Source organism: Amorphus coralli DSM 19760, from assembly GCF_000374525.1.
Lineage (GTDB): Bacteria > Pseudomonadota > Alphaproteobacteria > Rhizobiales > Amorphaceae > Amorphus > Amorphus coralli.
On sequence record NZ_KB894574.1, the window covers coordinates 71,461 to 83,822 of the forward strand.

The 12,362-nt window shown below is 68.5% G+C and carries 11 protein-coding genes; 5 read left to right on the forward strand and 6 right to left on the reverse strand.

Features of this window, described 5'->3' with window-relative positions; genetic code table 11:
* Positions 1 to 545 precede the first annotated feature (545 nt).
* The 4 genes from ftsY to C507_RS21340 all read right to left on the reverse strand — a co-directional run bounded on the left by ftsY (position 546) and on the right by C507_RS21340 (position 4,879).
* Positions 546 to 1,943 carry a signal recognition particle-docking protein FtsY gene (ftsY, locus tag C507_RS0113405; protein WP_018700219.1) on the reverse strand — a complete coding sequence of 466 codons (1,398 nt, stop codon included), beginning with the start codon at positions 1,941 to 1,943 and terminating at the stop codon, positions 546 to 548.
* Entirely contained in the window at positions 1,940 to 3,265 is a 1,326-nt protein-coding gene (mtaB, locus tag C507_RS0113410) for a tRNA (N(6)-L-threonylcarbamoyladenosine(37)-C(2))-methylthiotransferase MtaB (protein ID WP_018700220.1), read from the reverse strand. The genes ftsY and mtaB overlap by 4 nt, the downstream gene beginning before the upstream one ends.
* Before the next feature lie 72 nt (positions 3,266 to 3,337).
* Positions 3,338 to 4,225: a diaminopimelate epimerase gene (gene dapF, locus C507_RS0113415; RefSeq protein WP_018700221.1), complete on the reverse strand. Its 888-nt coding sequence runs from the start codon at positions 4,223 to 4,225 to the stop codon at positions 3,338 to 3,340.
* Positions 4,226 to 4,306: 81 nt separating this feature from the next.
* Positions 4,307 to 4,879 (reverse strand): L,D-transpeptidase family protein, encoded by a 573-nt coding sequence (locus tag C507_RS21340; protein ID WP_018700222.1) that lies wholly within the window; start codon positions 4,877 to 4,879, stop codon positions 4,307 to 4,309.
* Positions 4,880 to 5,055: 176 nt separating this feature from the next.
* Here C507_RS21340 and C507_RS0113425 point away from each other — a divergent pair, with 176 nt between their 5' ends.
* Both C507_RS0113425 and C507_RS0113430 read left to right on the forward strand, forming a co-directional pair.
* The gene (locus C507_RS0113425; protein ID WP_018700223.1) at positions 5,056 to 5,769 is read left to right on the forward strand and encodes a response regulator transcription factor; all 714 of its coding nucleotides are present in this window, start codon (positions 5,056 to 5,058) and stop codon (positions 5,767 to 5,769) included.
* On the forward strand, positions 5,766 to 6,260 hold the full coding sequence (locus C507_RS0113430; RefSeq protein WP_026319079.1) for a Crp/Fnr family transcriptional regulator: 495 nt from the start codon (positions 5,766 to 5,768) through the stop codon (positions 6,258 to 6,260). Before C507_RS0113425 ends, C507_RS0113430 begins: the two co-directional genes overlap by 4 nt.
* A gap of 101 nt (positions 6,261 to 6,361) precedes the next feature.
* Here the strand turns inward: C507_RS0113430 and C507_RS0113435 are convergent, their stop codons facing one another.
* Positions 6,362 to 8,497 (reverse strand): putative bifunctional diguanylate cyclase/phosphodiesterase, encoded by a 2,136-nt coding sequence (locus C507_RS0113435; RefSeq protein WP_018700225.1) that lies wholly within the window; start codon positions 8,495 to 8,497, stop codon positions 6,362 to 6,364.
* A 321-nt stretch (positions 8,498 to 8,818) separates the two neighbouring features.
* On the opposite strand from C507_RS0113435, the gene C507_RS0113440 reads away from it, so the two are divergent.
* The 3 genes from C507_RS0113440 (at position 8,819) to C507_RS0113450 (ending at position 10,886) form a co-directional block, all read left to right on the forward strand.
* Positions 8,819 to 9,496 carry a class I SAM-dependent methyltransferase gene (locus C507_RS0113440; RefSeq protein WP_018700226.1) on the forward strand — a complete coding sequence of 226 codons (678 nt, stop codon included), beginning with the start codon at positions 8,819 to 8,821 and terminating at the stop codon, positions 9,494 to 9,496.
* A gap of 119 nt (positions 9,497 to 9,615) precedes the next feature.
* Complete coding sequence (locus C507_RS0113445; RefSeq protein ID WP_018700227.1) at positions 9,616 to 10,563, forward strand: DnaJ C-terminal domain-containing protein; 948 nt, start codon at positions 9,616 to 9,618, stop codon at positions 10,561 to 10,563.
* The gene (locus tag C507_RS0113450; protein WP_018700228.1) at positions 10,560 to 10,886 is read left to right on the forward strand and encodes a chaperone modulator CbpM; all 327 of its coding nucleotides are present in this window, start codon (positions 10,560 to 10,562) and stop codon (positions 10,884 to 10,886) included. Before C507_RS0113445 ends, C507_RS0113450 begins: the two co-directional genes overlap by 4 nt.
* Positions 10,887 to 10,917: 31 nt before the next feature.
* Here the strand turns inward: C507_RS0113450 and C507_RS0113455 are convergent, their stop codons facing one another.
* Complete coding sequence (locus C507_RS0113455) at positions 10,918 to 12,357, reverse strand: UbiD family decarboxylase (protein ID WP_018700229.1); 1,440 nt, start codon at positions 12,355 to 12,357, stop codon at positions 10,918 to 10,920.
* Between the last annotated feature and the right edge of the window lie 5 nt (positions 12,358 to 12,362).

The following is a 12,362-nucleotide window of genomic DNA, read 5'->3' on the forward strand; positions in this document are numbered from 1 at the left end:
CGCTCGGTGGGCCGCGCGAGACCCCTTCCATATAAGATCGCGCCGTGCGCTTCAACGCCGCCGATGCGGTGGGCCACCAGTTTCTTTCAGACGCCCCAGCCGGTGCGGCGCGGGCGCCGGCCGGCCAGGCCGCCCACCCGGAGCCGGAGAGCAAAGCCAATTCGGCGTGAGGAGATTCTTTGAACCGCAATCCCGGACGCAAAACCGCAAGAGCACTTTTGCTGGGATTGGATGGCCCAGCGCGCGACCGCGCGCCGGCCGGCCAGGCCGCCCACCCGGAGCCGGTGAGCAAAGCCAATTCGGCGTGAGGAGATTCTTTGAACCGCAATCCCGGACGCAAAACCGCAAGAGCACTTTTGCTGGGATTGGATGGCCCAGCGCGCGACCGCGCGCCGGCCGGCCAGGCCGCCCACCCGGAGCCGGTGAGCAAAGCGAATTCGGCGTGAGGGGATTCTTTGAGCCGCAATCCCGGACGCAAAACCGCAAGAGCACTTTTGCTGGGATTGCTCGGACGGAAACCGGTGTCCACTTTTCCTGGAAACGCTTCAGACCCCGTCCTTCAGGCCGGCGATGGCGGCGGCAAAGTCGCGGGCGGAGAAGGGTGCGAGATCGTCGATCCCCTCGCCGACGCCGACGAAATGGACCGGAACCTTGTGGCGCGCCGCAATGGCCACGAGGATGCCGCCACGCGCCGTGCCGTCGAGCTTGGTCATGACGAGCCCGGTGACGCCGACGGCCTTGCCGAAGATCTCCACCTGATTCAGCGCATTCTGGCCGGTGGTGGCGTCGAGCACCAGAAGCACGGCGTGCGGCGCGTCCGGCGTCTTCTTACGGATGACGCGGACGACCTTTTCCAGCTCCGCCATCAGCTCCGCCCGGTTCTGCAGCCGGCCGGCGGTGTCGATCATCAGCACGTCGGCGGAGGTGGCGGCCGCCTCTTCCATGGCGTCGAAGACAAGGCCGGAGGCGTCGCTGCCCGTGGGCCGGGCGACGACCGGGCTCTTCGTGCGCTCGCCCCAGATCTTCAGCTGCTCGACGGCGGCGGCACGGAAGGTGTCGCCGGCGGCGAGCATGACGGACTTGCCCTCGCGCCGGAGCTTGGCGGCGATCTTGCCGATGGTGGTGGTCTTGCCGGTCCCGTTGACGCCGACCACAAGCACCACGAACGGTTTCTTCGAGGCATCGACGGCGAACGGCGCCTCGACGGGCTCCAGCACGTTGGAGACCTCTTCGGCCAGCACCTGGCGCAGCGCGTCCGCCTCGATGCCCTTCTGGTAGCGGGTGTCGGACAGGCGGTCGGTCACCGCCATCGCCGTCTCCACGCCGAGATCGGCCTGGATCAGCACGTCTTCCAGGTCCTGCAACGTCTCCGCATCGAGCTTGCGCTTGGTGAAGAGGCCAGTAACGCCCTCCGTCAGCGAGCTCGACGTGCGGTCGAGACCGCTCAGCAGCCGGCGGAAGAAGCCCTGCCGGGTTTCCGGCTTCGCCGTCAGGGCATCATCCGGTTCCGTCTCGGGGGCGGCTCCGGACTCCGGCCCGGATGCGGGTTCTTCAGCCGATGTCTCCGCAGGCAAAGCCGGTGCCGCGTGGTCGGGCACCTCGTCCGAGACGGGCCGCTGCGCGTCGTCGCTACCGGCATCCTCGGGCCAGGCCGCCTCGTCGGCAACGTCGGCAACCGGCGTCTCGGAAGGCGCATCGGCCGGAGTGTCCATGGCGGGCACGTCGGGTGCGCGCTCGTCTGCAGCAGGCGCGTCCGTGGTCTCGACAGGCGCAACGACCTCGCCGGCAACAGGGCTGTCGGCGTTGGGCGCCTCGGCGCCGACGGCTTCAGTCCCGGGGGCCTCCGTCTCCGGGATCTCCGGAGCCTGCTCCTCCGCCGCGCGGCCGCCGAACAGGCGCCGCCACATGCCACCCTTCTGGCCGCTTTTCTGGCCGTCACTCATGCCGCCTCCGAAACCGGTTCACCGACCAGCCGGCCGGCATCGGCGCCAAGAATACGCGTGGTCACCACCGATCCGGCCGGACCGGCCACCGAGACCGGCGTGAAGCCTTCCGTCCGCCCCAGGCCCTCGCGCTCGATCAGGACCTGGCGGACCCGGCCGATCTCGGACGCCAGGTGCGCGGCGAAGGCGCGGTCGCCCTCTGCCCGCAGCCGTGCCGCGCGATCCTTGATGGTGGCGCGGTCGAGCTGCGGCATGCGGGCGGCCGGGGTGCCGGGGCGCGGCGAGAACGGGAAGACGTGGAGATGGGTCAGGCCGCAATCGGCGACGAGCGCCAGCGTGTTGGCGAACATCGCCTCGGTCTCGGTCGGGAAGCCGGCGATCAGGTCGGCCCCGAACACCACGTCCGGCCGCAGCGCCCGGACATCGGCGCAGAAACGGATCGCTTCGTCGCGCAGGTGCCGGCGCTTCATGCGCTTCAGGATCATGTCGTCGCCGGCCTGCAGAGAGAGATGGAAATGGGCCAGCAGGCGCGGCTCGCCCTCGATCGCTTCCATCAGCGCCGGATCGACCTCGATGGAATCGATGGAGGAGAGGCGCAGCCGAGCGAGATCGGGAACCAGCGTGAGAATGCGCTGGACCAGATCGCCGAGCTTGGGCGTGCCCGGCAGGTCCGGTCCGTAGCTGGTCAGGTCGACGCCGGTCAGCACCACTTCGCGGTAGCCGTTGTCGACGAGCCGGCGGATCTGGTCGACGACCAGCCCCATGGGCACCGAGCGCGCGTTGCCGCGGCCGTAGGGGATGATGCAGAAGGTGCAGCGATGGTCGCAGCCGTTCTGGACCTGGACGAAGGCGCGGGCCCGGCCATCAAGACCATCGACCAGATGTCCGGCCGTCTCGCGCACGCTCATGATGTCGTTGACGCGGACCCGCTCGCCTTCGCCGATGCCGAAGCGGGCGAGATCGGCCCAGGTGTCGGGCTCGGTCTTGGCATCGTTGCCGAGAACGAGATCGACGGCATCAATGTCGGCGAAAGTCTTCGGCTCGGTCTGGGCGGCGCAGCCGGTGACGACGATCTTCGCGCCCGGGCGCTCGCGACGGAGCCGGCGCACCGTCTGGCGCGCCTGGCGCACGGCCTCGTTGGTGACCGCGCAGGTGTTGACCACGACGAGGTCGGAATGGCCGGCCGCCTCCGCCTCGCGGCGGATCATCTCCGATTCCAGCGTGTTGAGCCGGCAGCCGAGCGTCACGACATCAACGCCGGACGCGGCAGGGGGCCGCGCGGCGCTCTCGGTCGTCTCGGTCTCAAGGTCGGCGACGGTCACGGGCGAAACTTTCGCGGGCTGGCTGGTCTTCGAGAATGCGAGGATCTGGTCTCGGCGCGGGCGGCTGAAGAGTCAACCCGCCACGCCGGCCGCCGCCGCGCCGTCGACCGTGAAGGTGCCGGCTGTCGGGTCCAGAAACCCGGTGAAGTCGACGGCGACGGCACCGGCCATGACGATGGTTCCGTCATCGGATACCGCGATCTCGATGTCGCCGCCCGGCAGGCCGATGGTGACGTGCGGTCCCGTGCGTCCGGTCCTGAGCGCCAGCACGCCGGTGGCGCAGGCGGCGGTGCCGCAGGCGCGGGTCATGCCGGCTCCGCGCTCCCACACGCGGATATCGACCCGCCCCCTGTCGACGACGCGGGCGAGCGTCACGTTGATGCGCCGGGGAAACAGCGGATCATGCTCGATCATCGGCCCCACGCATCCCAGATCGACGGAGGCCGGATCATCGACCCAGTAGACGATGTGCGGATTGCCGACATTGACGACGCTGCCGGCGCCGATGCCCGCCTGTTCGGCCGCCGCCACACCACCGACCCGATCGGTCTCGCCGACATCGCGAGCGAGCGGAATGTCGGCCCAGCCGAAGCGCGCCTTGCCCATGTCCACGGCGATGATGCCATCGGCGCGGCGATGCGCGCGCAGCCGGCCACCGAGCGTGTTGATGGAAAGCGCCGCGGCGCCGCTCTCGGTGAGCAGCCGGTCGGCGATGCAGCGCGCGGCGTTGCCGCAGGCTTCCACCTCGCCGCCGTCGGCGTTGGCGATGCGCATGAAGACGTCGGCGCCCTCGGGATCGGGCTCCAGCGTCACGACCTGATCGAAGCCGATCCCGCCCTCGCGCGGCGACAGACGGCGGATGGCGTCCGGCACGAGCCCGGTCGGCGCGGCGCGGCCGTCGAGCACGACGATGTCGTTGCCCAGGCCGTTCATCTTCACGAAGGGGATCGAAAGGGTCATCGGGTCGCCGGTTGATGGGCCGCCGCACGGACGAGGGTGTCACCCCGTCGCGCACGCACGCGGAATATTCGGGTTTGCTCGCTATATGGCCGATCTGCGGCCCCGGAAAAAGGGGCGGGCTGTCTTTGTCCGCCGCACCGGCCGTCCCGACGTGGCAACGAGCACCGGCCGGTCGATCAGTAGCCGGTGACCAAGGCGCCGCCACACATCATGGGGCAGCGCCACACAACCGGCCGTCGGCGCAAGCCCCTCGCGGGCGCAATGCAGGAAGACGGCGCTGCCGAAACCACGGATCCGCGGGGCACGGTTATGGTCGGTGATCACGACCACGTCATAGAGATGATCGTCGCGGATCAAGCTTTCGTGCGAAGGCGCGAAGGGCAGCCTGACATGACAATTATACTGGGCCGAGCCCGCATCGTCGGCCCAGCCGTCGTCGGCGCGGATGGCGCGGAGCGGCAAATCGCCTGACGGCGGTCCCACCCGGTCGGCTCTGAACAGCACGGCCAGCGGCGAAAAACGGCCGACCGGCGTGGCCCAGTCCCCCTCCCGCTTCAGGGCCGTGATGCCGGTCCTGCCCAGGGCGCAGGCGACGACCCGGCCGTCGAAGGCGACCAGCCCCTGGGCCGCGTGGCCGGGGCGCGGGCGCACCACGATCGGGCCGGCAGGCGGCGACCGGCGCCGTCGGGAACGCAATCCGGGGACGACGGGCCTCACCCCGGCACCGCCGGCCGGGCGACGCGGCGCCAGCTTTGGGATAATAAGGCTTGCATACGCTTTTGCGTCTCTTGATGATTCGCGAGCCACGGAAGGTCACCAGAGGACGTTTTATGACCGCCCGCAAGATACTCATCGTCGATGACGACGAAGACCTCCGCGACGCGCTTGCCGAGCAACTGGGGCTCTATGAGGAGTTTCAGGTTCTCACGGCGCCCGCCGCGGCGAAGGGAATGGAAACCGCCAAGGAAGAACGCGCCGACCTCGTCCTGATGGATGTCGGCCTGCCCGACATCGACGGGCGGGAGGCGGTGAAGATCCTGCGCAAGGGTGGCTTCAAGGCACCGGTGATCATGCTGACCGCGCAGGAGGGCGATTCCGACACGATCCTCGGCCTGGAGGCGGGCGCCAACGACTACGTCACCAAACCGTTCAAGTTCGCCGTGCTGCTGGCCCGGATCCGGGCCCACCTGCGCCAGTACGAGCAGAGCGAGGACGCCACCTTCGCGATCGGCCGCTATTCCTTCCGCCCCAGCGCCAAGCTGCTCGTCGACGAGCGCGGCTCGAAGGTGCGGCTGACGGAGAAGGAAACCTCAATCCTCAAATATCTCTACCGCGCCGGCGAGAAGCCGGTGACGCGAGACGTGCTGTTGCACGAGGTCTGGGGCTACAACTCCGGTGTCACCACCCACACGCTGGAAACCCACATCTACCGGCTGCGCCAGAAGATAGAGCGCGATCCGTCGAACGCGGAGCTGCTGGTGACCGAAGGTGGCGGCTACAAGCTCGTTCCCCAGCCCGTCGCAGGCGAGGCTGACGGTCTATGAGTCTATCCCGCGATATCGCGGTGATGCGAACGACGCCGCTGCTCGCGGGATTGACCGAGGAGCAGTTGCGCCTGCTCGCCTTTTCCGGGGAAGCGAAACGGCTCCAGCCGGGCGACGTGCTGTTTTCCGCCAACGCCACGGCGAGCGGCGCAGGCGTGGTTGCCTCCGGCGCGCTGGCCGTGTCGCAGGACGTTGAGGCCGGTGGCCGGGCCCGCATGGTCGGTCCCGGCGGGATCATCAACGGACTGGCGCTGCTTCTGGAGGGGCGTCAGAGCGTCCATGCGGTGGCCGAGCAGCCGAGCGAGGTCATCGTTCTCGGTCGGTCCCAGTTCCGGCGGATCCTGACGGAGTATCCCGAGACGGCGCGCGAGCTGCAGCAGCGGCTCACCCAGAACCTGATGGCGATGACATCGGACCTGGAAAGCGTTCGCGCGCGCCTCGCCGACCTCGACGCCCGCCTCCCGGCCGGCTCGTCCCGCCGGACCGACTGAAAGCACGGCCCACCGATGCGCGGGGGCGACCCGCGCCTCGCAGCCAGGCCTGCCTCGGCCTGCTGCTCCGGGTCGGTGCCTCTCGGCCATGAGCCCGCGACCTAGTGCAGGTCGGGGAGATGGGGCAGGTGCAGACGGGCGACCTCGCCGTTGAGCGCCATGAACTCGTCAAACGACATCGGCCGGCCGAGGAAGTTGCCCTGGGCGTGGCGGATGCCGAGCTTCTTCAGCGCGGCCACCTGCTCTTCCAGTTCCACGCACTCCGCCAGAACGTCGATGTTGAGCGACGAGCAGATCCGCAGGATCCCGTCGACGATGGCCAGCTTGTGGGAGTCGAAGTGGACGTCCTGGGTAAGCTGCCGGTCGATCTTCACCTGGCGCACCGAATAGGACTCGATGTGGATGAGCGAGGAGAAGCCAGCGCCGAAGTCGTCGAAGGAGAAGCTGAGCCCGCGCTCGGCGAGATCGCGCAGCCGGTCGCCGACATGGCTGTTGTCGCGACCGGTCACGGTGTTCTCGGAGATCTCCAGAATGAAATCGTTGTAGGAGACCTGGTCCTTGTCGAGCAGGCAGGTCAGCAGCTTCAGGAACTCCGGGTTGCGGATCTGGCTGCGCGAGACGTTCATGGAGAACGGGACCGCATCGGCAAAGGCGGCCTTGTAGCTGGCCATGTGGGCAACGACCTGGTGGGCGATCTGCGCTCCGATGATCGGCGCCACCTCGTAGTCGTCGATGGCCGGCAGGAAGCTCCCCGCCTCCACCACCTGCTCGTCGCGGATCCAGCGCGCCAGCACTTCGGCCCCGACCATCGCGCCGGTCTGCAGGTCGAACTGCGGCTGGTAGAAGGGCACGATGGTTCCGATGGACAGCGCCGCGCGGATCTGGCGCATGAGATCGTCGCGGGCCTGCAACTCGCGGCCGAACCGGCTTTCATAGACCGTCAGACGGCGCTCGGGGTTGGTCTTGGTGCGGAACAGCGCCAAGTCGGCGTTGCGGTAGAGCTCGTCGCCGCCCTGCCCGTGACCGGGATAGAGCGCCACGCCGAGGCTCATGCGGACGGGGATGCGCGTGCCCCGATACTCGAAGCCAAACTCGGTGGCGCGTTTCAACCGGTCCAGCGGCGGCTGCATGTCGCCCGACGTCTTCAGATCTCCGAGGATCAGCGCGAACTCGTCGCCACCCAGCCGGGCGATGGAGTCCGTCGTCCGGATCGTGTCGAGCAGGATGTCCGAAATTTCCTTCAGGAGACGGTCGCCGGCCTCGTGACCATAGACGTCGTTGACCATCTTGAAGTTGTCGACATCGAGGATGACCAGGGCAATTTCCTCGTCGAAGCGCTTGGCGTGCTCCAGCGCGCGTGACAGCCGATCCTGGAACAGCATCCGGTTGGGCAGCCCGGTCAGCGGATCGTGGTTGGCGGTCCACCAGAGCCGGCGCTCCGCCTCCTTCTGCTCCGTCACGTCCTGCAGGACGCCGAACAGTCCGACGGTCAGGCCGTTGTCGCGCTCCACCTCGCCCATTACCCGCACGACCTTGCGCTCTCCGGCGTCGGTGAGAATGGGATAGGTGAAGGTGAAGCCCGAACCGTAGCGCACCGCATCGTCGAACTGCTTGCGCACCAGGGTCCGCGTTTCCTCCGCGAACGGTTTCAGCGCCTGATCGAGCGACATCGTCGGCACCGGCTTCATGCCGTGGATGCGGAAGACCTCCTCCGACCACGACAGCGACTGAGTCCCCAGGTCCAGGTGCCAGCGACCCGCTTTCGACATGGTCTCGATGCGCGACATGAGCATGTCGGTGCGCCGCGCCTGGGCGGTTTCGCGAGCGAACTCGACGATCTGCCGCGCGATACCGGAAATGTCGTCGAACAGGGCTGCGATGCGTCCGGCGAGCCCGGTATCCTCGCTGACCACGATCACGGTCACGATGGCCGCCGATCCGCCGAAATCGTCGTCCCGGCTGGCCACATAGGTGGCGCGCCCCGCGCTGTCGGCGTCCGGCGACAGGGACACGAGCGAACCGGTATCGGATCCCGGCCCGGAGACAAAGGCCCGCTCGACCTGGTCGGCGCAGTGTTCGTCGTAGGCTGCAACGCCCCTCCAGACGCGCCCGTCCAGCGATACGGCGACGCCTGCACCGGCAGCATCGAAGATGTGCCGGACCAGCGCGGCGACAGTATCAGTGGCTGCCGGCTGTTGTCCCGCCGGGCGGCTCTGCTGCCCAAACACGCGTGTCATCGGAGGGTAGACGCAGTCCTTCTGATCGACGCACTCCCCAAGCTCCCCGGAATGCGCGTGATTGGGCCCGGCATCTCGCAAAGCCGCCGATCTGTGCTATCGACCCGCCTTGTGTTCCGGCCAAACTTCCCGGCCGCCGGCAATCGACGGGCCCGCCAGCCGCCCTTTTCACTGTGAGGCTGGGAAAATAACCCGCAATTTATGCACGCAACAATTGTCAAAGGGAACCGGTAGATTGGGAAAAGATCGGTCTGCATCCAATCCCACCCGACGGCCAAACGGCAGGCAAGCCGCGCACTCGCCGACGCGCAGGCTCGGCCGATGAACGCAACCTGTCCGATCTGCGGCGGAGCGGAGTTCACCACCGGTCCCAACGGAAGGCTGTCGCCGGACGGCACTCTGCCGCGCTGCACCGGCTGCCGCTCGCTGGAACGCCACCGCGCCTATCGCACGGTCTTCGATGCGCTCGGCCCGGACCGGTTCGGAGACCGGACCGTCCTGCAGTTCAGCCCGGACCCGGTGGTGGAGCCGACCTGGTTCAAGGCGCATGACGTCTCGGAATACGGCACCGACACCCAGCTCGACCTGCAGGCGATCGACCGGCCGGACGCGGCGGTGGACATTGTCGTCGTGAACCATGTTCTGGAACACGTGGAGGACGATGAGGCCGCGCTTCGCGAGCTCGACAGGGTGGTGAAAGACGACGGGTTCGTGTTCCTGTCCGTGCCCGATCCTGCCCGCATCCCGGCGACCCGCCACTACGGCCGGGCGCGCGAGGACAAGCATGGCCATTGGCGGGTCTACGGGCCCGACATCCTCACGCGGATCTCCGCGACGCTTCCGCACGCCAAGATTGTCGCCATCGAGCCGGCCGATCCCGTCACCGGGGCGCCGGACCGGGCCTATCTCATCACCCGCTCCGGCGCCGTGGCCGACGACGCCACCGCCCGGCTCGCCGCGGCCGGCATCGGCGCGTCGCTCCACGGCCGGACGGCATAGGCGCCTTCACGCGCCCACGCCGCGGCTTCCTCTGGACGAACGCGGCGGCGATCTCCTAAGTCATAGGCGGGATCCGGGCCGTCTCCCGGATGCGCCTCAACAGTCGGGAAGCCTGATCCGTGGCCCAGAACCCCTACGAGATCCTTGGCGTCGCCAGGGACGCCAGCCAGGACGAGATCCGCAAGGCCTATCGCAAGCTCGCCAAGGCCAATCATCCGGACCTGAACCCGGGCGACGCGGCGGCCACCGAGCGTTTCAGCGAGATCGCCTCCGCCTACGACATTCTGGGCGACACCGAAAAACGCGGCCGCTTCGACCGCGGCGAGATCGACGCCACGGGCGCCGAGCGCCCGGATCCGCGCTACTACCGTGAATATGCCGATGCGCCGGGGGGCCACCCGTACGCCTCGTCCGCCGGTTACGAGGACATGGGCGACATGTCCGACTTCTTCTCCGAGATCTTCGGCGCCCGGGCGCGCGCCGGAGGGCATCCCGGCGGACAGCAGGACGGCCAGACCATCCGGATGCGCGGCCAGGACGTGCGCTACCACCTGGAGATCGATTTCCTGGAGGCCGTGACCGGTGCCACGCGGCGCGTGACCATGCCGGACGGCAAGGCGCTGGACATTGCCATTCCCGAAGGCCTGCGCGACGGTCAGACGATCCGCCTGAAGGGCCAGGGCGGACCGGGCTATGGCGGCGGACCGGCCGGCGACGCCTTCGTGGAAGTCAGCGTTCGCCCGCATCCGCGCTTCACCCGCGAGGGCGACGACATCGTTCTGGTCCTGCCCATCGCGCTCGACGAGGCGGTGCTGGGGGCGAAGGTCGAGGTGCCGACCACCACCGGCCGGGTGAGCATGACCATCCCGAAGGGCGCCAGCGGCGGCCAGACGCTGCGTCTGCGCGGCAAGGGCGTGAAGACGCGCGGCGGCGGCCACGGCGACCAGCTCGTGCGGCTTCAGGTGAAGATGCCGGAGACCATCGACGACGAGCTCGCCGCCTTCATGGAAACCTGGCGCGAAAGCCACCGCTACGACCCGCGCAAGGGCATGGGAGAGGGCCGATGAGGTACACCGAGGACCAGGTCGTCGCCGAAGTCCGTACCCTGACCGTTGAACGGCTCCGGGCCTGGGTTGCGGAAGGCTGGATCGTCCCGGCGACCGGCGAGACCGCCATCTCCTTCACCGAGATCGACGTGGCGCGGGTGCGGCTTGTCTGCGACCTCGCCGACGAGATGGCGGTGGGCGACGAGGCGATCCCGGTGATCCTGTCGCTGATCGATCAGGTGCACGGACTTCGCGGCGAGCTGAAGCGGCTGGTCTCAGCGATCGAGCGCCAGCCGGAGCCGGTGCGCGCCTCCATCCGCCAGGAGATCGCGGCGCGGGACTGAGCCCGGGCTGCCAGCGGCGAACGGCCTACGCCTACCCCTGCCCGAGCTTCACGAAGGCGCCCACATCCGCGCCGGGATCCAGCACGGCGTCGAGGTCGATCTCCTCCTGGCCGGGCACCCGGATGCGCTTGAAGGTCATCTCCTCAGCGTCCAGCGGCTTGGTCGCGTCGAGCCCCATCTTGGCACCCACCCCATCGTCGGTGGACGGGTCGAGCTTGGAGCCCTGGGCGTGGGGGATGACCACCAGGTCGCGGTCGGCCTGAAAGCGGGTCGCCACCGCCCATTCCACCTCATCCGGATCGAAGATGTTCACGTCCTCGTCGACCACCACCACGTGCTTGATGTCGTAGTGCGCCGCGAAGGCCGCCATGATGGCGTTCTTGGCAGAGCCCTCGAACCGCTTCTCCATCTGGACATAGAGATGGTAGCGGCAGGTGCCGCCCTTCGGCAGGTGGACGTCGCGGACCGTCGGCACGTTGCGCTGGATGGAAGACAGGATCGTCGCCTCGCGCGGAATGCCGCCGAGGATCAGATGCTCCAGGCCACCGCCGACGATGGTGTGGAAGATCGGGTCCTTGCGGTGGGTCACCACGTCGACCTCGATCACGTGGCGATCGGCGCGCGGGCCGTAATATTGCGGGAACTCGCCGAACGGCCCCTCCGGCGCGCGCTCCTTCGCAAGCACCCTCCCCTCGATGACGATCTCCGCCGTGGCCGGCACGCGCACGTCGCTCGACAGGCACTTCACCACGTCGACCGGGCTGCCGAGAAGCGCACCGGCCACCTCCATCTCGTCCTGGTCGAGCGGCAGGATCGCCTGGGAGGCCAGCAGCAACGCCGGGCAGGTGCCGACCACGATGGCCACGTCGAGATCATCCCCGGCTTCCGCCGCGGCATCGAAATAGGACAGCGTGTGGCGCGGCAGCAGCAGCGCGCCGAGGCGGTTCGGCCCGGACACCTGCAGCCGGTGGATCGCGACATTCTGCACGCCGGTGCGCGGATTGCGCGCGATGGTGAGGCCGGCGGTGATGTAGGCGCCGGAATCATGCTCGTTGTGGGTGGGGATCGGCAGGATCTTCGTCAGGTCGGGATCGCGGTGAACTACCTCCTGGCAGGGCGCGTCGGCCGTCTCCTTCCAGGCGAGCGGTTCGATCACCGCGTTCTGGAAGCGCGGCAGAAGCTCCGCCTCCTCGATGCCAAGGGACTCCGCCATCCAGGCGCGGCTGGAGGTGAGGCCGGAGACGACCGGAACGGCATGGCCGTCCGGGGCGGGAAACAGCGTCGCCTTCACGCCATCGAGCCGATTGGCGATGCCGGCGATCTCGAAGGCGAGCTTGGTATTGGGCTGCGCGATGGCCAGCCGGTCGGTCGCCGCCAGATGGGTGAGCCAGGAGCGCAGGTCGTGGAACGCGCGGTCGTTGCGGCGCGTGATGTCGCGTGCGGCGCTGGCCGCGGTATCGGTGCCGGTCACCCTGA